This window comes from Aminobacter sp. LjRoot7 (assembly GCF_964252895.1).
GTDB lineage: Bacteria > Pseudomonadota > Alphaproteobacteria > Rhizobiales > Rhizobiaceae > Aminobacter > Aminobacter aminovorans_B.
The window spans coordinates 611,153-632,454 of the sequence record NZ_CAXUPX020000001.1; the positions used below are offsets into that span (position 1 = coordinate 611,153).

At 62.9% G+C, this 21,302-nt stretch carries 25 protein-coding genes; 8 read left to right on the forward strand and 17 right to left on the reverse strand.

The genetic code is table 11. The annotated features are described in order from the left end of the window. Nucleotides 1-27: 27 nt before the first annotated feature. Complete coding sequence (locus tag ACSQ3E_RS02895; RefSeq protein WP_436121547.1) at nucleotides 28-450, reverse strand: GFA family protein; 423 nt, start codon at nucleotides 448-450, stop codon at nucleotides 28-30. Between the two features lie 792 nt (nucleotides 451-1,242). Here ACSQ3E_RS02895 and ACSQ3E_RS02900 point away from each other — a divergent pair. Further along, a complete protein-coding gene (locus ACSQ3E_RS02900; protein ID WP_436121548.1) occupies nucleotides 1,243-1,740 on the forward strand; it encodes a methyltransferase family protein in 498 nt (165 codons plus the stop codon). Nucleotides 1,741-1,792: 52 nt separating this feature from the next. On the opposite strand, the gene ACSQ3E_RS02905 is transcribed toward ACSQ3E_RS02900, so the two are convergent. The 5 genes from ACSQ3E_RS02905 to trxB form a co-directional block, all read right to left on the reverse strand. Beyond that, the gene (locus ACSQ3E_RS02905) at nucleotides 1,793-2,209 is read right to left on the reverse strand and encodes a GFA family protein (RefSeq protein WP_436121963.1); all 417 of its coding nucleotides are present in this window, start codon (nucleotides 2,207-2,209) and stop codon (nucleotides 1,793-1,795) included. A 24-nt stretch (nucleotides 2,210-2,233) separates the two neighbouring features. Continuing rightward, on the reverse strand, nucleotides 2,234-2,701 hold the full coding sequence (locus ACSQ3E_RS02910) for an SRPBCC family protein (RefSeq protein WP_436121549.1): 468 nt from the start codon (nucleotides 2,699-2,701) through the stop codon (nucleotides 2,234-2,236). 2 nt (nucleotides 2,702-2,703) lie between these two features. Further along, the gene (locus ACSQ3E_RS02915; RefSeq protein ID WP_436121550.1) at nucleotides 2,704-3,018 is read right to left on the reverse strand and encodes an ArsR/SmtB family transcription factor; all 315 of its coding nucleotides are present in this window, start codon (nucleotides 3,016-3,018) and stop codon (nucleotides 2,704-2,706) included. A 302-nt stretch (nucleotides 3,019-3,320) separates the two neighbouring features. Then, nucleotides 3,321-4,217 carry a LysR family transcriptional regulator gene (locus ACSQ3E_RS02920; protein WP_115731220.1) on the reverse strand — a complete coding sequence of 299 codons (897 nt, stop codon included), beginning with the start codon at nucleotides 4,215-4,217 and terminating at the stop codon, nucleotides 3,321-3,323. Nucleotides 4,218-4,249: 32 nt separating this feature from the next. Further along, on the reverse strand, nucleotides 4,250-5,224 hold the full coding sequence (gene trxB, locus ACSQ3E_RS02925) for a thioredoxin-disulfide reductase (protein ID WP_436121551.1): 975 nt from the start codon (nucleotides 5,222-5,224) through the stop codon (nucleotides 4,250-4,252). A 254-nt stretch (nucleotides 5,225-5,478) separates the two neighbouring features. On the opposite strand from trxB, the gene ACSQ3E_RS02930 reads away from it, so the two are divergent. Further along, the gene (locus ACSQ3E_RS02930) at nucleotides 5,479-5,949 is read left to right on the forward strand and encodes an Lrp/AsnC family transcriptional regulator (protein WP_067959664.1); all 471 of its coding nucleotides are present in this window, start codon (nucleotides 5,479-5,481) and stop codon (nucleotides 5,947-5,949) included. Between the two features lie 36 nt (nucleotides 5,950-5,985). Here the strand turns inward: ACSQ3E_RS02930 and ACSQ3E_RS02935 are convergent, their stop codons facing one another. From ACSQ3E_RS02935 to greA, 6 genes are all read right to left on the reverse strand, one after another. Then, complete coding sequence (locus tag ACSQ3E_RS02935; protein ID WP_436121552.1) at nucleotides 5,986-6,906, reverse strand: FkbM family methyltransferase; 921 nt, start codon at nucleotides 6,904-6,906, stop codon at nucleotides 5,986-5,988. 57 nt (nucleotides 6,907-6,963) lie between these two features. Further along, nucleotides 6,964-7,755 (reverse strand): glycosyltransferase family 25 protein, encoded by a 792-nt coding sequence (locus ACSQ3E_RS02940; RefSeq protein ID WP_436121553.1) that lies wholly within the window; start codon nucleotides 7,753-7,755, stop codon nucleotides 6,964-6,966. A 44-nt stretch (nucleotides 7,756-7,799) separates the two neighbouring features. After that, nucleotides 7,800-8,582 (reverse strand): glycosyltransferase family 25 protein, encoded by a 783-nt coding sequence (locus ACSQ3E_RS02945; RefSeq protein ID WP_436121554.1) that lies wholly within the window; start codon nucleotides 8,580-8,582, stop codon nucleotides 7,800-7,802. A 12-nt stretch (nucleotides 8,583-8,594) separates the two neighbouring features. Then, complete coding sequence (locus ACSQ3E_RS02950; RefSeq protein ID WP_436121555.1) at nucleotides 8,595-9,518, reverse strand: glycosyltransferase family 25 protein; 924 nt, start codon at nucleotides 9,516-9,518, stop codon at nucleotides 8,595-8,597. A 232-nt stretch (nucleotides 9,519-9,750) separates the two neighbouring features. Continuing rightward, entirely contained in the window at nucleotides 9,751-10,836 is a 1,086-nt protein-coding gene (locus tag ACSQ3E_RS02955) for a glycosyltransferase family 4 protein (protein WP_436121556.1), read from the reverse strand. A gap of 43 nt (nucleotides 10,837-10,879) precedes the next feature. Beyond that, on the reverse strand, nucleotides 10,880-11,353 hold the full coding sequence (gene greA, locus ACSQ3E_RS02960) for a transcription elongation factor GreA (protein ID WP_115731214.1): 474 nt from the start codon (nucleotides 11,351-11,353) through the stop codon (nucleotides 10,880-10,882). A gap of 281 nt (nucleotides 11,354-11,634) precedes the next feature. Between greA and ACSQ3E_RS02965 the strand changes: the two genes are divergently transcribed. Then, entirely contained in the window at nucleotides 11,635-12,768 is a 1,134-nt protein-coding gene (locus tag ACSQ3E_RS02965) for a PQQ-dependent sugar dehydrogenase (protein ID WP_436121557.1), read from the forward strand. A gap of 75 nt (nucleotides 12,769-12,843) precedes the next feature. Here the strand turns inward: ACSQ3E_RS02965 and msrA are convergent, their stop codons facing one another. From msrA to ACSQ3E_RS02985, 4 genes are all read right to left on the reverse strand, one after another. Further along, nucleotides 12,844-13,350 (reverse strand): peptide-methionine (S)-S-oxide reductase MsrA, encoded by a 507-nt coding sequence (gene msrA / locus ACSQ3E_RS02970; protein ID WP_310316410.1) that lies wholly within the window; start codon nucleotides 13,348-13,350, stop codon nucleotides 12,844-12,846. 167 nt (nucleotides 13,351-13,517) lie between these two features. Further along, nucleotides 13,518-14,057 (reverse strand): tetratricopeptide repeat protein, encoded by a 540-nt coding sequence (locus ACSQ3E_RS02975; protein ID WP_436121558.1) that lies wholly within the window; start codon nucleotides 14,055-14,057, stop codon nucleotides 13,518-13,520. Between the two features lie 155 nt (nucleotides 14,058-14,212). After that, a complete protein-coding gene (locus ACSQ3E_RS02980; protein WP_436121559.1) occupies nucleotides 14,213-14,794 on the reverse strand; it encodes a tetratricopeptide repeat protein in 582 nt (193 codons plus the stop codon). Between the two features lie 60 nt (nucleotides 14,795-14,854). After that, entirely contained in the window at nucleotides 14,855-15,205 is a 351-nt protein-coding gene (locus ACSQ3E_RS02985) for a DMT family protein (RefSeq protein WP_310316400.1), read from the reverse strand. 155 nt (nucleotides 15,206-15,360) lie between these two features. Between ACSQ3E_RS02985 and ACSQ3E_RS02990 the strand changes: the two genes are divergently transcribed. The 5 genes from ACSQ3E_RS02990 to ACSQ3E_RS03010 all read left to right on the forward strand — a co-directional run bounded on the left by ACSQ3E_RS02990 (nucleotide 15,361) and on the right by ACSQ3E_RS03010 (nucleotide 20,203). Further along, complete coding sequence (locus tag ACSQ3E_RS02990) at nucleotides 15,361-15,786, forward strand: DUF3775 domain-containing protein (RefSeq protein WP_115733721.1); 426 nt, start codon at nucleotides 15,361-15,363, stop codon at nucleotides 15,784-15,786. 103 nt (nucleotides 15,787-15,889) lie between these two features. Further along, entirely contained in the window at nucleotides 15,890-16,852 is a 963-nt protein-coding gene (locus ACSQ3E_RS02995; RefSeq protein ID WP_436121560.1) for an extensin-like domain-containing protein, read from the forward strand. A gap of 110 nt (nucleotides 16,853-16,962) precedes the next feature. Beyond that, nucleotides 16,963-17,964 carry an extensin family protein gene (locus tag ACSQ3E_RS03000; RefSeq protein WP_436121561.1) on the forward strand — a complete coding sequence of 334 codons (1,002 nt, stop codon included), beginning with the start codon at nucleotides 16,963-16,965 and terminating at the stop codon, nucleotides 17,962-17,964. A gap of 149 nt (nucleotides 17,965-18,113) precedes the next feature. Continuing rightward, nucleotides 18,114-18,821 (forward strand): LssY C-terminal domain-containing protein, encoded by a 708-nt coding sequence (locus ACSQ3E_RS03005; RefSeq protein ID WP_436121562.1) that lies wholly within the window; start codon nucleotides 18,114-18,116, stop codon nucleotides 18,819-18,821. A gap of 92 nt (nucleotides 18,822-18,913) precedes the next feature. Then, complete coding sequence (locus ACSQ3E_RS03010; RefSeq protein ID WP_436121563.1) at nucleotides 18,914-20,203, forward strand: hemolysin family protein; 1,290 nt, start codon at nucleotides 18,914-18,916, stop codon at nucleotides 20,201-20,203. A gap of 64 nt (nucleotides 20,204-20,267) precedes the next feature. Here ACSQ3E_RS03010 and ACSQ3E_RS03015 read toward each other — a convergent pair whose 3' ends face one another. After that, nucleotides 20,268-21,248, reverse strand: a complete 981-nt coding sequence (locus ACSQ3E_RS03015; protein ID WP_436121564.1) for a quinone oxidoreductase family protein — start codon at nucleotides 21,246-21,248, stop codon at nucleotides 20,268-20,270. Between the last annotated feature and the right edge of the window lie 54 nt (nucleotides 21,249-21,302).

A 21,302-nucleotide genomic window follows, 5' to 3' on the forward strand; every position in this document is an offset into this window, starting at 1 on the left:
GCGTTCGTCGAGTTGGAGGTGCCGCGCCTACACGGCCTTCGCCTCGACATGCCACCATTTCGGCCGCCCGCCCTTGAACGAGTGGCTCTTCGGCATGAGTTCGATCGCGCCGGGCTTGTCGAAGACGCCGAGCAGCAGCGCCACCACAGGCGCTTCGTCGATCGCGCCGAAGGAGCTGCCGCAGGCCGGGCAGAAGGCGCGGCTGGAATAGTCCGACGAGCGATAGACTGACGGCGCACCGCCCGGTCCGGTCCACGTTACCCGGTCGCGTGAAAACTCAACCCACGAAGCAGTCAGCGCGCCGGAGTGGCGCTGGCACATGCGGCACGAGCAGGTGTGCGGCTTGCCGGCCGGACCAACGGCCTCGAAGCGAACCGCCCCGCACAGGCAGCCGCCGCTGTAGACCTTGGGCTTGGCCGCGCCTGCCTTGCCCACACCTGTCTTGCTCATGAATGTCCCCCAAGAGATCGTACGGCCATGTCTGGCGAAACATGGATTCGCAGCAATGTCGCCCAGCCTTGACCGGCCGCCGACAAAATAAAAGCGGCGCCCGAGGATATCCTCGGACACCGCTTTTTGCGGACCGTTCCGCGGGAGGCGGGACGGCAGGTCCGCCGCTACGTGGCCAACGTCTTGGGTCGTTGGCAATCTGCTGGACGCGGCGCGTTGCCTGAACCTGATGCGTGCGGGTGATGCCCCCATCTCCCGACGCACCATCACCGCGTCCATGTAAAAGCTAGGCGCGTCATGGGTCGTGGGGAATGTTACCGGGGGTTACATGTCACTGTTACGTGGGAGGTTTGGCCTGTTTCAGGCAACAAAAAAGCCGGATCCAAGAAGATCCGGCTGAGTTTGTTTGGAAGTGCCGATTAAGGCTAACCTCCAGAGGGGAACACTCGAGGGCGCTAATGGGAGGAGGAACGCGCCCTGGAGATGATCAATATATGTGCTCTCCTTGCCCAACAAACAAGCATCTATTTTGCAACGCACGCATGCAAAAACATACAGGCTGTGGTCCAACAATGTTAGAAGGCCGATAGGACCAGTTTTCGCCCCGAAAATCGCACCTTGGGCATGCCGCATTGCACAATAGGCGGTCATGCCGGCACCGAAACAGGCCCCAAAGCCCCTCGCCGGGCAATGCTGGCAAATCGGGCACGACACGGTCATTGTAGCAGCGAAAGCCACACTGATAGGCAACATGCCCGGATTTCGACCTGAGAGATCAAGAGGAGTGCAGCCTTGCGAAAGCCATCCGCCATCCTCGGCAGCGCCGTCTTCTTCATCGCGGCACCGGGTGTCGTCGCCGGCCTCGTGCCCTGGCTGCTGAGCGGGCGATACGGCCTGCCGCTGGCCTCCTGGCCGCTCGTCATTGTCGGCGCCGCTCTGGTCGCCATCAGCCTCGGCGTGCTGCTCCACGCCTTCGGCCGTTTCGCACTGGAAGGGCTCGGCACCCCTGCCCCGATCGCGCCGACCGACAGGCTGGTGGTCGGTGGCATCTACCGCCATGTGCGCAACCCGATGTATGTCGCCGTGCTGTCGATCATCCTCGGCCAGGCGCTGATCTTCGCGTCCTGGCAGCTTGCCGCTTATGCCGCGATCATGGGGGCCGTGATGGCGACCTTCGTTCGCATCTACGAGGAGCCCGTCCTCCTGCGGCAGCATGGCGCCGACTACGAAGCCTATCGCCAAAACGTTCCCGGCTGGCTGCCCCGACTCACGCCCTGGCGCGGAGCCTAGGCACAAGCAAGGTCAGCCAGCCGGAGACAATGGCAGGCATGCGGTTGAGCGTTCAGCCGTGCGGCATGCCTTCGAAGGCCACAAGGTCCGGATCGATCCTGTCCCAGGCATGGGCCCGCGCTCTGTAGGTCAGCACCTGCGGCCTGAACTGGCCCGGGTCGTCCAGGCTGGCGGCGTGGATTGCGATCGCCTCGGGTGCTGCAGCGAACGTCACGAAGACGGGCGTGCCGCAGTTTGGGCAGAAGGCATGGACCTTTTCCTTGCCGCTGTCGGCGACGATCCGCCAACTCCTGGTTTCGCCCGTCATCGCCATCTCGGCCCGCCGGGCGAAGGTCAGATACGAGCCATGCCCGGTGCCGCTGCGCTTCTGGCAATCGAGGCACTGGCAGTGGTTTTCGAAGACCGGCTCGCTTGTCGTTTCATAGCGGACCGCGCCGCAGGCGCAGCCGCCGGCATAGATCTTGGTCATTGTCATGCTCCAGCTGGCAGCCGATCAGGCTGTTTTCGGCTTGGCGAAAACGTCGATGGGGCGGCCGGTTTCGAGGAAGGATTTCAGGCTCGACAGCACGATCGGCCAGCCCTTGCTGATGCCCTTCGCCATGCCGCCGCCGGCTTCGAGTTCATCATGGGTAACGGTCAGCCGAACCATGTTGTCGTACTCGTCGATGTCGAACGTCACCCGGCTGTAGCTGGCCGGATTTGCAGCCTCTGATGGGTCCGCCCAGGTGATGACGAGGCGGCTCGGCGGCGCAGTCTCGACCACCTTGCCTATGACTTTGACGGCCCGCTCGCCATGGGCCTGGACATGTTCCCACGTCGAGCCCGGGTTCCAGTCGGAAACGTTTTCGTGGCCCCAATAGCGCCTTGCGACGTCGGGTTTGGTGATTGCCTCGAACACCTTGTCCGGCGTCGAGACGATGTAGGTCACGTACACGAAGCTCGTCTTCTCTTGGGTGGTCATCGTCATTCTCCTTCGAGTTCTTTCTTCAGGTCGTGCAGCAGGCTGAGCCGCTGGACCTCGAACTTGCGTACCCACCGCTCGTAGACCTCGTGGATCGGAACGGGGTTGATGAAATGCAGCTTCTCGCGGCCGCGACGGACTGATGTGACCAGGTTGGCCGCCTCCAGGATCCCGAGATGCTGGGTGGCCGATTGCCGGGCCATATCGAGCTTCGAGCACAACTCACCGAGCGTCTGTCCGTTCTTCTCGAAGAGAAGATCGAGCAGCTTCCTGCGGGTCGGGTCGCTCAAGGCCTTGAATACGTCGTCGGCGTCCATCGTCCTCACTCACTTACCGTTGCAAATATGCAGGCAAATACCTGCATGTCAAGTCATGCAGGTATTTGCCTGCATATTTATGTGAACCCGTCGGCCCATGCTGGTTCGCAACCAGCCCAGCGAGCTTCCACACTCGCCGGCAAACACGCGGATGTCCCCGAGAACGAGCCGACCAACGCAGCCGCTGTTCTCGCCCGAACGGAGATTGATTTTGAGAGAGCCCGTATGGGGAACCACGCGCGAGCCGCCTGCCCTCGCCGAAGCGAGGGCATCTTGCAGCGGGCATGGCTGAGAGTGCGAGCCTAGTAGGCCCAGCTCCGGGCCTTGGCGATAACGAAATCGCGGAAGACGTGCAGCTTGGCCTGCTCGCGCATGGCGTCGGGATAGGCGAAATAGGTGTCGAAGGACGGCACCTCGGTTTCAGGCAAAAGCTGCACCAGTCCGGCATCCTTGCCGATGACGTAATCGGGCAGCATGGCAATGCCTGCGCCCGTCTGCACCGCCTTCTTGATCGACAGGATGTCGTTGATCTGCAGCGTCGGCACGCGCTGTCCGCCCTCGAAGTCACCGACGGTTTCCAGCCAGTTGAGCTCGCTCAGATGCGTCGGCACCGGCACGCCGAAGGTGACGATGCGGTGATTCTTGAGGTCGGCGATCGAGGACGGCTTACCGTATTTGTTGACGTAGGCAGGCGAGGCATAGAGGTGGAAATGCACGGTGAACAGCCGACGCTGGATCAGGTCGGGCTGCTGCGGCTGGCGCAGGCGGATCGCGCAATCGGCCTGGCGCATCGTCAGGTCCAACTCCTCGTTGGCGAGGATCAGCTGGATCTGGATATCAGGATAGAGCTCGAGAAACTCCTGGATGCGCTCGGTCAGCCAGCCCGCACCGAGACCGACGGTCGTCGTCACCTTGAGCACGCCAGATGGCCGGTCCTTGGTCTCGGTCAGGCGCGTCTTGATCGTCTCGAGCTTCATCAGCACGTCATGCGCCGTGCGGAACAGCATCTCGCCCTGCTCGGTCAGCACCAGGCCGCGCGCGTGCCGGTGAAACAGCGGCACGCCGATGTCGTGTTCGAGCGCGCTCACCTGGCGCGAGATCGCCGACTGCGACAGCCTCAGCGTCTCCGCTGCATGCGTGAAAGAGCCAGCCTCCGCCGCGGCGTGAAACACGCGCAACTTATCCCAATCCAACGCCATTGTTCCCCTCGTTTATTAGGCGTTTGGTCGGCCTATTCGGCCGCTTCGCGATGCACTTCAACTCCCGCCAGATACTTCTCGGCTTCAAGCGCTGCCATGCAGCCAAGACCTGCAGCCGTCACCGCCTGGCGATAGATGTCGTCGGTCACGTCGCCGGCGGCGAACACGCCCGCAACGTTTGTCCGCGTCGAATTCGGCTCGGTCCAGAGATAGCCGTTCGGCTTCTGCTTGAGCTTGCCGACGAACAGCTCGACTGCCGGCGCATGGCCAATCGCCACGAACACGCCATGCGTCGCCATCTCGGTGATTTCACCGGTGTGAACGTTCTTGAGCCTGACGCCGTCGACCGACGGTGGCAGCGGCTTCTGCGCCGGCGCACCCACGATCTCCTCGACGGCGTGGTCCCAGATCACCTTGATGTTGTCCTTGGCGAACAGCCGATCCTGCAGGATGCGCTCGGCGCGGAAATGGTCGCGCCGGTGCACGACAGTCACCGTCTTGGCCAGATTGGAGAGGTAGAGCGCCTCCTCGACGGCCGAATTGCCGCCGCCGACGACCGCCACGTCCTTGCCGCGATAGAAGAAGCCGTCGCAGGTGGCGCAAGCCGAAACGCCAAAGCCTTGGAACACCTGCTCCGAGGGCAGGCCCAGCCATTTGGCCTGGGCACCGGTCGCGATGATCAGCGCGTCAGCGGTGTAGACGGTGCCGGAATCGCCCTTGGCGCGGAACGGCCTGACGTCGAGATCGACCTCGGTGATGATGTCGTGGATCATCTCGGTGCCGACATGCTCGGCCTGCGCCCGCATCTGCTCCATCAGCCACGGGCCCTGGATCGGCTCGGCGAAGCCGGGATAGTTTTCGACATCGGTGGTGATCATCAGCTGGCCGCCCTGCTGCATGCCGGCGACGAGCACCGGTTTCAGCATGGCGCGCGCCGCGTAGATCGCCGCCGTGTAGCCGGCGGGACCCGAACCGATGATGAGAACTGGCGCATGTTTGGCGGTCATCGAAGGGCCTTCGTGGTCTATGGAAATAGCAGCACCCGTCAAAACGGGCTGCGGATCGTCCCTAATCTAGGTGTTCACCCCCGCCGCGCGCAAGGCGGCAAGATGTTACTCCCCCGAAAGCTTGACTGCCTCGCCCGCGACACCTTGCCGGACGCAGCGTGATTTGCATTTGGGCCCCGCTCGGGTTCCCCAACCGGTGCGAGTAGTTTAATTACGTGAATGCGCAAGATTCTTGCGTGAGTCCCGGAGCGCACATGCCCATCAAGGCCGATCTCGACGCTATCGATTGGAAGATCCTGCGCGAGCTTCAAGACGACGGCCGCATGACCAATGTCGAATTGTCGCGCCGCGTCGGCATCTCGGCGCCGCCCTGCCTGCGCCGCGTCAAGCGACTCGAGGACGAAGGCATCATCCAGCGCTACCGCGCCTTGCTTAATGCCCCGGCACTCGGCATGGACGTCGTCGCCTTCTGCCTCGTCGGTCTCAACCGCCAGTCGGAAGTCGACCTCAAGGCCTTCGCCGACCGCACCCGCAACTGGCCGATCGTCCGCAGCGCCTGGATGGTCTCGGGCGAATCCGACTTCATGCTGCACTGCCTCGCCCCCGACCTCGGCACCTTCCAGGGCTTCGTCATCGAGGAACTGACGTCGTCGCCAAATGTCGACACGGTGCGCACGGCGCTGACCATCAGGCAGGTCAAGGACGACGGGCTGGTGGCGATTTAGGGGGTCTCGGCCGCCACCTGCCCTCTCTGCCAGGCGTTATGGCAGCAGCAAGATGTTCGTGTGGGCGATGCTCATCGGAAGATCGACAACCTTCATTGCGGCTTGATTGCAGCCGTCGAAGATCATGCATTTCTCATAGTAGCGAGACAGGAGCGCGATAAAATCGTGAGCGACTCCCGGCGCGTAGACGTCCGGCGAATACTCCAGCATGACAGGCACGCGCCGCTCGAAAAGCTCATGCATCGACTGGCTGGCGACAGGTTCTGCACCTTCAATGTCCATCCAGACGAAATCGATGTCAGCCGCCCGAACACCAGCCTCGCCAAGCACCTCGGCCAAAGGCTTGACCGGGACCGTCACCTCGCTTTCGGCATTGGGTAGCCGAAACAGGCTACTCCCCCCGAAATTACCTGCAGCGCGATGCAAAGGTGCCATCGACGTGGCACTACCGACTGCACAAGGGACAATGGTGACAACCTGTTCAAGACCATTGTCGGCGACATTGCGCCGAAGCAGCGACAGGTTTCGCGGATCCGGCTCTACTGCGATGACCTTAGCTACCTTGCCTGACCGGCAAAAATACACCGTCTGGGTGCCAATATTCGCGCCGATTTCCAGAACGGTTGCCCCACCGCGAGGCAAATAGCCTCGACCGAACAAGAAAGCGATCAATGCGTCAGAGAGCTTTCGATCAAAGTCGCCAGAAAGAAAAATACTTTTTCCGATGTACTCTTGTGGCGAGAATGACATGACGTGATCATCAAATTTCATCGTCATCGACGTGACATCCGCCAAAAGCACCTCGGACGAAATTAGTCTGCCACGCTTTCCGGAAATCAGCTTCCGGATGAACGCAACCTTCCAATTTCTCACAATGTTCTCAAAGCCCATTAGGAAATCGATTTTCACAGTACCTGTATCCGCTTCAGGCCGATGCTTGTCAGCAAGCAAGCCCATTCCAGGCTTTGCAACAATTGGCCAACAATCCAGCGATATTAAGCAGATAAGTAAAACTCAGCCGAAGGGCACCCTGAGCCTCTCCAGGCCACGCAGCCGCGAGTTCAAAAACATCCATGCCTGCCGTAGCGGTCTCACTACTTCTCTCAGAGGCTTGCTCATCTGCTCACTTCGGCGCTTCAGTTCAGGTCGTTCGTTTTCGAGCGTACTTTTGAAACCGACAACCTGGTTGCCTGCACCAAGCAGCATGTCCTGAATGCAAATTGCGGGGGCCAGTTGGTAGATCGTCAGATCCGCCCAAGCCGTACAGGCTGGGTTGAACATGAACTGGTCGACGGGGTCGACAAAACCCTCGCTCAACGCGATGAGTTTTCGCGCAGCGAACTTCGACAAGATGTAGCCACTTGCACCGGTATGCGTCGCCCTCAACCTCTTGAGAGAACGCCCCAGAACCATCTGGCTTCGTTTCCTCTCAAGGAGGGTATGCACCCTGGTGGTCTCGAGTTTCACGACGTCGGCATCGCCTGGAACCCAGCCATCTTGGCTCAACAGTTCGGCGAGACCGGATCCGAAATGCACGTCGTCCTCAAAGACCGCGCCGTGGTCCTGCTCTGCACTCGCGATCGCCTCCCAGCAGGCCCTGTGGCTGAGAAAGCAGCCCGTTTCCCCTGGGCCGAGCCGGTAAATCCGCCCTGCCCGCTCGGGCTGGCGCAGCTTGCCTTCGGCAATCAGCTTCGCCCCGTCAACGGCCGGGATCCTTGTGAAGTCCAGGCCGAGATCGCCGAAGATCGCGGCCATACGGGCCAGCCGCTCAGGGGAGCGGTCCAGATTGATCAGGTAGATATTCATTGGACGATAGCTCAAGTCTTGCCCCAGTAAGCGGTCGGCGCCGGTCAGCGGAACCGCACCTTGCCCCATCGCTGCCCCCGGAGACTTGCGCCGATGGATGCGGCAAGGCGCCCCAACGGTCTGGCAACCTCCTTCATCAGCTTTTCAGCGCCGCGCACTTTTTCCTGCACCGGCCGCTCGTGCTTGAGCCCGCTTGCCAGCGCATCGGCGAATCCATCCTTGCCGACCACCACCTCCTGCACGCAGATCGCCGGATCGACCTGATAGATAGTCAGTGCATTCCAGGCAACGGAAACCGGATTGAACATGAACTGGTCGACTGGGTCGGCGAAATCCGTGCTCAGTTCGAGCAACTTGCGCGCGCCTTTGCGCGAAACGATGTAAGCGCCCGTCCCCGGATGCGTGTCGCGCAACCGCCGCACCGAGCGGTCGCCGGCGCGGGCGGCGCTGCCGCGGTCGACCAGTGTACGTACCAAAGTGGTTTCGAGCTTCACCACGTCGGCATCAGCGGGAATCCAGCTGGCATCGGCAAGAAGCTCTCGTGCCCCGGCCCCGAAATGGATGTCATCTTCGAAGATCGCGTTGTATTTGGCCTCTTCCTTCGCCGCGGCATCCCAGCACTTGATGTGGCTGAGAAAGCAGCCTATCTCGCCGCTGCCGAGGTCGTAGTACATGCCCTTCCGGGCGCCGCTACCATAACGGTCCGCAAGGTCACGGCCATCGACGGCAGGCATCCTAATGAAGTCGAGCCCCAGTTCGCCAAACAGCGACGCCATGCGATGGAGGCGCTGCGGTTCGCGACCCAGGTTGATGACAAAGATCTTCATTCCCGCATACGCTTATCCTGCACGCTGCGTGTCTGATTGTACCGTCAAGTCGATGGGCACCTTCTTGAAGACCGACTGCCTGGCAGTCGCCAGCAGGGCCATGCGGAAAGGTCGCACCAGCTGCCGCCCGACGCGCCAGAATTCATGCGTGAGCTTTGCCATTCCCCGCCGCCGTGCGGAGCGAGGGTCGCTACGGTGGAACTGGCGTCGATCCTGGGCAATCTGGCTCGTCAACGAGCCGCCGACGGTGGCGTCCTGTGCCCACATGTCTTGAATGCAGAACGCCGGCATCAGCTGCAGCACCACGAGCTCTCCAAGGATGCCATCCTCCGGTGAATAGAGAATGACGTCGGCCGGTTCGCAGTGGCGCTCGGTATAGTCGAGCAAACGGCGGGCAGCGTTCCTCGATACGAAATAGCCCGCCGATCCCAATTGCGCGGACTTCAGCCTGCGCAGCTCATGCCCGGCAGGCTCACCCCAGGTCTTGTGAGACAATTCGGCCCGGGCCAGATCCGTTTCGGCCCTGACGATATCGACCCCCGCCGGGATCCAGCGGTCGGACTTCAGGAAACTCGCGGCATCGGCCGAGAAATGGATGTCGTCTTCCGCGACGAAGGCCCAATCGTCATCGCCTTCGGCCACCAGTGCCCATGCCTTGCGGTGGCTGAGCAGGCAGGCCATCTCGGCGGGCGACATCGAGTTGACGCCGGAGGACAGGCGGCGCAGCCGCTCGAGCTCCTGTTCGGGCAGCAACTTGGCGTCGACCGCCGGTACGCGGATCGTCGCAACGTCCATGCCGGCGACCTGCGCCATGAACCAATCGAGCCGGCCTGGCGACCGGTCGAGATTGATGAAATAGATTTTCAAAGCACGATCTCTACCATAATCGTGCCCCCGGCCCGCGGTTGCCATAAGGCAAGCGAGGGCGCGCAGCAAGCCGGGGGCGCATTGCGGCGCAATATAGAGCAACCTTGCTCAAGAATTCAGCATTATTTCAGACGGCCAAGTGTTTTCCCGCATAAATCGTCTTGTTGCAGCTTCCAGTGGAAAAGCGGAAAGCAAAACGACCTAAATGCGGGAAACTCAAGATATTTAAGCGCAATTTACATTAGGAGAGGCCGGACAGATCGAGGCCAAGGGCGCAAGCCACTGTAGCAATCCTGGGCTGTTATCCCTTCGCCCATACCTGATCATAGACCTCGCGCAGCCCGGCAGCTTCGTTTTCGAGCCGGAACCGTCTGGAGACGTCTTCGAGCCCGGCAGCCCCATGCGCTTCGGCAACTGCCGGATCGGCGAGATAGGGCCTGATCGCCTCGCGCAATGCGTCGCCGTCATTGGCGGCAACGAAATCGCCTGTTACACCCCGCGTCACGATCTCGGAATAGGAGCCGGCGTCGCTGGCAACGACAGCCGTGCGCGAGGCCATAGCTTCGAGCGGCGTCAGTCCGAAACCCTCATTGCGCGATGGCGCAACATAGAGTGTGACGCGCCGGTACCACACGGCAACGTCGGGCACCTCGCCAAGCAGCAGGATGCGCTCCAACAACCCTGCCGTCGCGATCCGCTGCCTGAGCTCGTCGCCGAAGCCCTTGTGCTCCACCGTGATACGGCCGGTGATCACAGCCGTCCACTCGGGATGGTCGGGCAGCAAAGCGATCATCGCATCGACGAACAGGTCGGTGCCCTTCGAATGGCGCACCCGGCCGAAGCAGCCGATGGCATACTTGCCGGGCAGGCCCGAGGCCGCAAAGGCGTCATCCCCAGTGCGCGGCGGGTGGAACTTTTCAAGGTCGACCCCGTGCATCACCACCTTGTGCGGCACTTCGAGGAAACGCCCCGACAGCCGGCTGGTGGCGATCACGCCGTCCATCTGGCGGATCAGCCATTTGGTGAACGGCCTGTGGTCGCGCTGCGCCGCGGAGGTGAACACCAGCCTGATCTGCGCCCGGAAGATGTGGCGCAGGATGAGCCCCGCCACCATCTCGGTGTTGCGCCTGGCATGCCAGATGCGCGGACGCCCGGAAGCCGGCCGCCTGAGCAGCCAAGGCAGCTGCCACCAGCGCATCCTGGGCAGGTTGTCGGGCAGGCCCGGGCCGAACACGGCAATGCCGAGCTCGCGCGCCTGCACCGGCACCAATTGCACGATGGTGCTCGTGACGCCGGAAAGCCGTTGCTTGAGATTGGGCGCGATCACCTCGATGCGCGCCATATCGACCGTGCCGGCAGTTTCGGCGCGGTTTTCTGCCTTGTTCATCGTGTCTGATCCGGCATCGCCACAGCCAATGCCGCCTGTTGCCTCAGATGAACTGGACCTGGACGATCTCGTAGCCGCGCGCACCACCCGGCGCGTTGACCTCGATGGCATCGCCAACTTCCTTGCCGATCAGCGCGCGCGCGATCGGCGAGGAGATCGAGATGCGGCCCGACTTCACGTCGGCTTCCTGGTCGCCGACGATCTGGTACGTCTTTTCCTCTTCGGTATCCTCGTCGAGCAGAACGACGGTGGCGCCGAACTTGATCTTGTCGCCATTCAGCTTGCTGACGTCGATCACCTCGGCGCGCGCAATCAGATCCTCGAGCTCGTTGATGCGGCCCTCGTTGAGGCTCTGCGCTTCCTTGGCCGAGTGGTACTCGGCATTTTCCGAAAGGTCGCCGTGCGAACGTGCCTCGGCAATGGCTTCGATGATGCGCGGACGCTCTTCCTGCTGGCGCCAGCGCAGTTCTTCCTTCAGCGCAGCGAAACCACCCGCAGTCATCGGAACCTTGTTCATAATCGACCTCTCCTGGCCTTTGCCGCGCGGCTTATGCTGCCGCGAGGCACAAAAAAAGAAAACGGTCCGGCAGCCTCGGCTAACGGAACCGTCTCACCTCTATCTCCGCTGAATATAGCAATCCTGTCGCAGAATTCACGTCAAAAAATGCGATAGCCACCACAGACCTGTTGGCATTGAGAACCTGACGCCACTGCCATTCACCCGCTTGTGATTGATCCGCCAAGGCTTTGATGCTCTGTCATGGTTGCCCCGCCAGCCATTGCACCTATGTCGGACAGATGAGCACCAACACACCGCTACTCGCATTCATGCTCGGCATGGCAGCCTCGCCTGCCCTTGCCCAGACCCAGAGCTTCAACACTGACGTCGTCACCGTGCGCGCCGACGTCATCGCTGGCGGGCTCAACCATCCCTGGGGGCTCGATTTCCTGCCCGGCAACGAAGCGATCGTCACCGAGCGCTCGGGCCAAATCCGGATCCTGTCGCAGGGTGGATTGTCGGAACCGGTCGCGGGTGTGCCCGAGGTTGCCGCAAGCGGCCAGGGTGGCCTGCTCGACATTGCGGTTGCCCGCGATTTTTCGACGTCAGGCACGATCTTCTTCAGCTTTTCCGAGCCCGGACGAGGCGGCGCAGGCACTGCCCTTGCCCGTGCCAAGCTGGTCCGAGACGGCGCCAAGGCGCGGCTCGACGACGTCAAGGTCATCTTCTCGATGAACCGCAAGACCGGCACCAGCCACCATTTCGGCTCGCGAATCGTCGCCAACGATGACAGCACGGTGTTCGTCACGACAGGCGACCGTGGACAGGGCGACCGCGCCCAGGACATGCAGGACCACGCGGGCGCGGTCATCCGCGTCAACGCTGACGGTTCGATTCCCCAGGACAATCCCTCGCCAGACGGCAAGGCCATGGCGCCTGAAATCTGGTCGAAGGGCCACCGCAACCTGCAGGGGGCGACCTTCGATCCCGTGCTGGGTGGGCTGATCACCGTCGAGCACGGTGCCCAAGGCGGCGACGAGCTGAACCGCCCGCAGGCGGGCAAGAACTATGGCTGGCCCGTCATCACCTATGGGCGCGACTATTCCGGCGAGAAGATCGGCATAGGCACCTCGGCCAAGGGATACGAACAGCCGCTCTATTACTGGGATCCGTCAATCGCGCCGTCCGGCCTCGCCAGCTACCAGGGCGACATGTTCCCAGAATGGAAAGGCGACCTGCTGGTCGGCTCCCTGAAATTCGAGCTTCTCAGCCGCCTCGACCGCGACGCCAAGGGCAACATCCTCGACGAGGAACGTATCCTCGACGGCGCCTTCGGCCGCATCCGCGACGTCAATGTCGCCCCGGATGGTTCGATCTGGCTTTTGACCGACGAAGGCGACGGCATGATCGTCAGGTTGTCGCGCGGGGACTGATTGCTGGCCTTGCAACGAAAAAGGGACCGGGCAGTGCCCGGTCCCTCGTTATGTCAGTGTCGGCAACCACTGCTGTCAGGCAGCGTTTCGGCGCGGCAGCTTCCAGCCGGGGCGAACGAAGTGGCAGGTGTAGCCATTCGGGAACCGCTCGAGATAATCCTGGTGCTCCGGCTCAGCCTCCCAGAAATCGCCGGCGGGAGCCAGTTCGGTCACCACCTTGCCCGGCCACAGGCCCGAGGCGTCGACATCCTTGATCGTCTCTTCGGCAACCTGCCGCTGCTCGTCCGAGGTGTAGAAAATCGCCGAGCGATAGCTGGTGCCGCGATCGTTGCCCTGGCGGTCCTTGGTCGTCGGATCGTGGATCTGGAAGAAGAACTCCAGCATGTTGCGGAAGTCGGTCTTCGAGGTGTCGAAAACGATCTCGATCGCCTCGGCATGGCTGCCGTGATTGCGGTAGGTCGCGTTCTGCACGTCGCCGCCCGAATAGCCGACGCGCGTCGAGACGACGCCGGGAAGGCGCCGGATCAGATCCTGCATTCCCCAGAAACACCCGCCAGCCAGAATTGCCTGCTCGGTCGTCATGCGGCTTCTCCTTTTTTTGGTGATGGGCCTTAGATAGTTATCAAGCGTGCGATTTTCGAGTTCGCCAGTCAAACGAACGCGTGAGCGAACACCACGACGTCCCTGGCCCAGTCTGGACATGACAAGGGCCGGGCAACTGCCCGGCCCTTTGCTCGATACTGGCAGCCTCAGCCGGCGCGCAGATAGCTCTCGATGTGCTCTTCCAGCATGCCGTATTCGCGGCAACCCTTGCCGCAGCGCTTTTCGATCTCGGACAACTGCAAGCGGGCAGCTGCAACGTCGCCGAGCATCAGATGCGCCTCGCCCATATATTCGCGCACCAGCGTGTAGTCGGGGTTGTTGCGCAGCGCTTCCTGGTAATAGCCGAGACCGACGAGCACGCGGCCGGCCTTGCGGTGCGAATAACCGAGATAGTTCAGAATGCGCGGGTCGGTCTTGTCGGAAGCGAGCGTCAGAACCTTGATCGCCTCGTCATACTTGCCGTCCATGGCGAGCGCGCGGCCGGCCGAATAGAGGCTGTCGTCGTCGATCATGCCGGCCTTGGGCGGTTCGCATTTCTTGGTCTTCTTGTTGTAGACCTCGCCATTGTTGCATTTCACCTCGTCGCCGCTGCTGCTTCCGCCGCTATCGGCCGAGAACACCGGCACCGCCAGCAACGGCAGCGACACCACAACGCCAGCAAGCACTTTCGCAAATCGGGTCTGCATCGCTACCTCCTAAAATGCGCCCATCGACAGACTAACGCAGATCGAGGTGCTTTTCATCCCGCATGACCGCGGATGCCTTCCGCAAACGCATCGAAGACCTGTTCAACCGCTGACCGGCAGGGTTGTGCCTTGGCGGCGTCGAGCCGACTTCTCATTCAGCCCTTCAGATAGCCGTCGATCTGCTCCCGCAACAGCCCGTACTCGCGGCACCCGGTACCGCAGCGCTTTTCGATCTCCGACAGCTGCAACCTCGCACCAGCGACGTCGCCGAGCGTCAGATGTGCCTCGCCCATATATTCGCGCACCGGCATGTAGTCGGGATCGTTGAGGATCGCCTCCTGGTAATAGCCGAGGCCGACGAGGATGCGTCCGGCCTTGCGGTGCGAATAGCCGAGATAGTTGAGGATGCGGGCGTCGGTCTTGTCGTGGGCCAGCGTCAGCACCTTGATCGCGTCGTCATACCGGCCGTCCATGGCCAGCGCCCGGCCGGCGAGATAGAGGCTGTTATCGTCGATCATGCCGGCCTTGGGCGGCTCGCATTTCTTGGTCTTCTTGTTGTAGACGAGGCCGGTGCGGCATTTCACCGGGTCGCTGCCGCCGCCACCGCCGCTGCCGCCACCCATTCCGTCGCCTCCTCCACCACCACCACCACCTCCGTCAGCGGAGATCACGGGAATGGCATAGAGCGGCAGCGCCACCAGTGCGCCGGCCAGAAGCTTCAGAAATCGGGTATGCATGGTTACCTCCACCGATGCGTCCCCCATCGAGGCAAACGCATCGGCTAAGGCCTTTCGTCCTCAGCCGCGGAAAATCAGCGCCGCCCCGCCGGCGATCAGCGCGAAGCCCATGGCATGGTTCCAGGTGATGCCTTCCTTGAGGTAGAACACCGAGAAGATGACGAAGACGCTCAGCGTGATCACCTCCTGCATCGTCTTCAGCTCCGCCGCCGTATAGACCTCGTGGCCGATGCGGTTGGCCGGCACCGCCAGCCAGTATTCGAAGAAGGCGATCAGCCAGGAGAAAATGACCGCCGCGTAGAGTGGGGCGGCCTTGAACTTCAGGTGCCCGTACCAGGCGAACGTCATGAACACGTTGGACGCGATCAGCATCAGCACAGGAAGAACCTTGGGCGAAAGCAGAAAAGCCATGGGGAAATACCGTCTGGAGGGGGGAGGAAGGCGCGCTATATCCGCCTCTCCTAAAGTCATGTCAACCACGGCAACCAAGCCGCGAACATCGAGGCAGTGACGTTGCCGCCAAATGCGCTATCATCAGTTGGGGGGAAGGCAACAGGAGCACGCTCGTGCAGCAGCGGCGCGAAAAAGAGTGGGACCTGACAATTGGCCCGGACACCGTCCGGCTGTTCATCCTCAAGGCCAAGGCGATCAGCGCCGGCGTCAACGAAGATTACGAGGACGGCGCCGAGCACGAGATCGAATATGACGGCGACACCCACGACAACCACCGCCATGACGGCCTCGCCGAGGAAGAGGCGGAAAACCTCACCGAAAAAGAGCTGCGCGGGCTGATCGCCGACCTCAATGTCGACCAGGCGGCCGAACTGGTGGCGCTCGCCTGGGTCGGGCGTGGCGACTACGACGCCGCGGAATGGGCCGACGCCGTCGCCGAGGCGCGGCAGCGTGGCAACCGCCGCACCGCCAAATACCTGCTTGGCATGCCGATGCTGGGCGACTGGCTCGAGGAAGGCCTCGAGGCTCTCGGCGCTTGAGCTGCCGCCTGCTGCGTCGGCCAGATGACAGCACCGTCACCGAATTTGATCGCGCCGCAGTGCCGCCTCGGCAACCGCAAAGCGTGAACGACGTTGAGCGGCGATGCACATAGCCAAGTCCCGCCTGCTTTCCCTGATCCTTGTCCTGCCGCTGGCGTCTTTCGCAGCGATCCCGCACGGCTTTGCCCAGGCCAGCAAGCCACTGCCCGATCGCGCGCCAGTGCCGCAGGCCGCGCCGGCACCGGCCCTACCCGAACCGTCGCCGGCTGCGCCGCAATCCGGGCAGGTGTCGATCCCGACGCCCGAGCCGCGTCCCGATGTTCCCGAGCAGCGCCGCGAGCGAGAAATGTTCGGGCCGCCGATGCCGGAAACGACGGCCAACGCCGAAGCGATACCGGCCTCCGTCCCGATCCCGCCGTCCCGCCCCGATGGCTCCGATACGTCGCCCAACCGGGAAATGTTTGGCCCGCCCGCACTAAAAATGCTGCCCGACAAGCGCTCCAACGTCGCACGGCCGGCGACGATGCCGATCGAGGAGACCGCCTGCCGCACGCGCCTGAAGGTGCTCGGCGCCGAGTTCGAGGAGCATGCCGCGCAAAGCGATGCCGACGGTTGCGCCCTGCCCTTTCCGCTCAAGCTGAAGCGGCTCTCGCGTTCCATCGACATCGAGCCCGACGCGATCATCAACTGCGCCACCGCCGAGGCCTCCGCCCGCTTCGCCGCCAACGTCATCTCGCCTGCCGCCAAGACCACATTCGGCGAGGAGCTGACCGTTGTCGGCCAGGCTTCGGCCTATGTCTGCCGGCCGCGCAACGGCACCCGCAAACTGTCCGAGCATGCCTTTGGCAATGCCCTCGACATCGTCCGCTTCACCATGTCCGGCGGCACATCGGTCGATGTCGAGCCGGCCCCGCCAGAGAAGAACGCAAAGTTCCTCAACACCGTGCGCAAGGCCGCCTGCGGGCCGTTCAAGACAGTGCTCGGTCCCGGCAGCGACGCCGACCACGCCCAGCACCTGCATTTCGACCTCGCCCCGCGCAAGAACGGCGGCACCTTCTGCCAGTAGAGCCGTGCCTGCCTGCGCCGCAATTCGGCCCCAGCCGTAAACGGGGCCGCTGATCTTTCCTTTACCCTTGCCGGCTAGGCTCATCTCCTCAAGGGGACAGGAGCCTTCGCATGGCCGCAGATTCGCGCGCCACCATCCCGGTCGGATCGCCGCGTGCCGCGCGCCAGCGCGCGCTGCTGCTCGCCACGACCCTGGTTGTATCAGGCCTCGGCCTCAGCTCCTGCACGTCGGGCGATGTCTTCGCACTCCAGCCCGCCGTCGATGTCGGCTCCCAGACGGCGTCGCTCGGCCCTGTCGCTGCAGCCCCCGTGATGGTCGAGCCGCAATCCGACCCGGCACTTGTCGCCCAGGCCGCGCCCGCGATCGAACCGACGCTCGACGCGCAGGCAGCGCAGTTCGAGGAGATCCAGCCCGAAACAACGCAGCCGGTGCAGACCGCCGCGCTTGCGCCTGCCCAGGGCCGCGGCATGCAGACGCTGGTGCCGTCCAACCCCTACATGGTCGCCTACCCCAAGCTCGACGATCCCTCCAACGAGCCGCAAAGCGCGCCGATGCGGCCCGCCGTCATGCCGGCCGACGAGGTCGACTGCCGCAGCGACCTGAAAAAGCTCGACGTCACCTATCGCGACCTGCCGCCGATCCGCGACGGTGCCGCCTGCGGCATCGACTATCCGGTCAAGGTCTCGGCCATCGGCTCGGTGCAGATGAAGCCGGCCGCCGTCGTCACCTGCCAGATGGCGGCCAGCTTCGCCGCCTGGACCAAGCGCGACCTCGTCCCCTCCGCCCGACTGCGCTACTTCTCGGGCGTCAAGACCATCCACCAGGGCTCGAGCTATTCCTGCCGCAAGATCGCAGGCACCCGCACCGTGTCAGAGCATGGCAAGGGCAACGCGCTCGACATCATGCGCATCGAGCTCAACAGCGGCCGCGACATCGACGTCGAAAAGCCCGGCCTGTTCGCCTTCCGCACCCGCGGCTTCCTCAACACAATCCGCGCCGACGGCTGCAGCTACTTCAACACCGTGCTTGGCCCCGGCTACAATTACGACCACCGTAACCACTTCCACTTCGACATCAAACAGCGCCGCAACGGCTATCGCGCCTGCCGCTAGCGCATTCCCCGGTGACCGGGCGACGCATTCCCGCGAAAGCGGGTGCGCGCAGCAGGGGTTATTGCTAATATTTCATCGGCTAATGCAACCCATGGTTTGTTCCGAGCTCCAGGCCGCGCGACGGCCCGGTCCATCGGCAGCGGGGTTTTATGTTACGGGGAAAACTGCACCGACAGGCAACCTTATGGTTCATCGCTCTCTGCGTGAGCTATCTTGCGCTCGCCTATTTCGCGGCGCCGGAATTCTGGTCGCTCCGCTTCCTGCGCGACGGCCCCCGGCCTGAAGCGCTGCTGACGACAACCGAACAAGGTATCCCCGGAGATCCCATCAATGTCGGCCTTGTCGGCAGCGAACAGGACGTCACTGCAGCCTTCACCGCCGCCGGCTGGGACCGCGCCGACAAGCTGTCGGTGAAGTCAGCCGTGGAGATCGGCGAAAGCGTGCTGCTCGACCGTCCTTACGTCGACGCGCCCGTCAGCACGCTTTTGTTCAACGGCCGGCGCCAGGACCTCGCTTTCGAAAAGCCCGTCGGCGACAGCCCCGACACCCGCCACCACGTCAGGCTCTGGCTGACTTTCACCCCCGGCGATGACGGCCGCCCGACATGGTACGGTGCCGCGAGCTTCGACCGCGGCGTCGGCGTCAGCCACGACACCGGCGCGATCACCCACCACATCGCCCCCGACATCGATGCCGAGCGCGATTCGCTGATCGGCGACCTGACATCGGCCGGACGTATCATTGAAGTGAAAACCATTCCCGGCATCGGCCTGACCAAAGCTGGCCGCAATGGCGAGGGCGATCCCTATTTTACAGATGGAAAGGTGCTGATGGCGGTGCTGGTGCCGGACAAATAGCGCCGGCCTCACCCCGTCATATGCCGCAAGGTCAGAGTATTTTTAATGCCGTCTTTCCGAAGGGGCTCAAGCAATGCTATGCAGCGACAATCATGTTATACGCTGAAATCGGTATCGTGGTCGTCCTCATCTGTGTGAACGGCCTTCTGGCAATGTCCGAACTTGCCATCGTTTCTTCCCGCCCCGCCCGCCTCAAGGCGATGATCGACCGCAACATCAAGGGCGCCGGCAAGGCGCTCGAACTCGGCGCAAACCCTGGCAAATTCCTGTCGTCGGTGCAGATCGGCATCACGCTCGTCGGCGTTCTCTCCGGCGCCTTCTCGGGCGCCACGCTCGGCGAACGACTGAGCGGCTTCCTCGCCGCCAACGGCATGAGCGCCGGCGCATCCAACGCGCTCGGCGTCGGCATCGTCGTTGCCGTCATCACCTATGGCTCGCTTATCATCGGCGAACTGGTGCCCAAGCAGATCGCCCTGCGCGACCCTGAGGGCGTCGCCTCGCGCGTCGCTCCCGCCATGTCGCTGCTCGCCAAGGTGGCGCTGCCGCTGGTCTGGCTGCTCGACATTTCCGGCCGCTCGGTGCTCTGGCTCCTCGGCCAGCGCGGCGAAAGCGAAGAAAAGGTCACCGACGAAGAGATCAAGATGCTGGTCGCCGAGGCCGAGCATCACGGCACCATCGAATCCGACGAGCGCCGCATGATCGCCGGCGTCATGCGCCTCGGCGACCGCGCCGTGCGTGCCGTCATGACCCCGCGCACCGAAGTCGACTGGATCAACCTGCAGGCCGAGGAAGCCGCCACCCGCAAGCTCCTGATGGAAACCCAGCACTCGCGCCTGCCCGCCGGCGAAGGTTCGGTCGATGCCATGGTCGGCGTCATCCAGAGCCGCGAACTGCTTGCCTCGCTGCTCGCAGGCCGTGCCTTCGACCCGCGCAAGCATGTGCGTACCGCACCCATCGTCCACGATCAGGCCGACGCACTCGACGTGCTCGCCACCCTCAAGCAGTCCGACGTGCCGATGGCGCTGGTCCATGACGAATACGGCCATTTCGAAGGCGTCGTCTCGCCCGCGGACATTTTGGAAGCCATCACCGGCGTGTTCCGTTCCGACCTCGACGAGGACGACGTCGACAACGCCGTCCAGCGCGAGGACGGCTCGTGGCTGCTCGCCGGCTACATGCAGGCCGACGAGATGGCCGACCAGCTCGGCATCGACCTGCCGGAAAACCGCGACTATGAAACCGTTGCCGGCTACGTGCTGTCGCACATGCACCACCTGCCCGCGACCGGCGAATGCGTCGACGCCCAAGGCTGGCGCTTCGAAGTCGTCGACCTCGACGGCCGCCGCATCGACAAGGTGCTGGCCTCGAAACTGCCCGGCTGACGCGGCGCGCGGGCGCACCAAGAGCAACGCCAAACTCCGAGATTGGCGGCAATCGCCGCCAATCTTATGGCACCAGCACGACCTTTCCCGAAGAGCGCCGTTCTTCGATGGCGCGGTGCGCCTCGCTTGCACGATCGAGCGGGTAACGCTCGCCCAGCACAACCTTGAGCTCACCTGTCGAAACCATATGGAAGAGTTCGCCGAGATCACTGCGGAGACGCTCCGGCGAAAGCAGCGGCAGCAATGCAAAACCCTTGAGCGACTGGTTGGCCGCAAGCATCGCCTCTAGTTGCGCTGTTTCCAGCGCAAACCGGCCCATCGCGCCAAACACCAATTCGCCGCCTGGCGCCAGCGCATCGAGCGCTGCCGCCGTCATCGCGCCGCCGACAATGTCGTAGACGATATCGACGCCCGCACCGCCACTGGCTTCCCTCGTGCGCGCCGGCCAATCCGGCGAGCAGTAGTCGATCCCGACATCGGCACCGAGCGACGAAACCAAGTCGAGCTTGCTTGGACTGCCGGCGGCGGCAATCACCTGCCTGGCGCCGGCGCGTTTTGCCAACTGGATCAACAACGTGCCGACGCCGCCGGAAGCGGCATTGATGAGGATCGACTTACCCTCCGGCGGACTTTGCCGGAGCAGGTGCAGTGCCGTCAGGCCCTGCACCATCAGCGCCGTCGCCTGATCGAAAGCCAGATCGTCGGGCAATGGCACAGCGAGATGGGCATCGATCTTCACATGGTCGGCGTAGCCGCCATACGGCCTTTTCGACATGAACAGCGGGGCTGCAACACGCTTGCCAAGCAAGGAAACATCGACTTGAGGCCCAACGGCCTCGACGACACCGGCAGCCTCGACGCCGAGGATCATCGGCAGTTCCGGCGTCATTGCATAACGGTTCGCGCGCATCAGCACTTCGAAGAAGTTGACCCCGGCCGCATGCGACCGGATCAGAACTTCTTCTGGACCCGGCGCGGGTTTTGGAATTTCGACAATCTGCAAAACGTCCGGATCGCCGAAACGCTTCAATTGAACAGCTCGCATGACAACCTCGATGGCTATGGCAACGAGCGTTGTGTGCCACTATCTCCGGCGTCC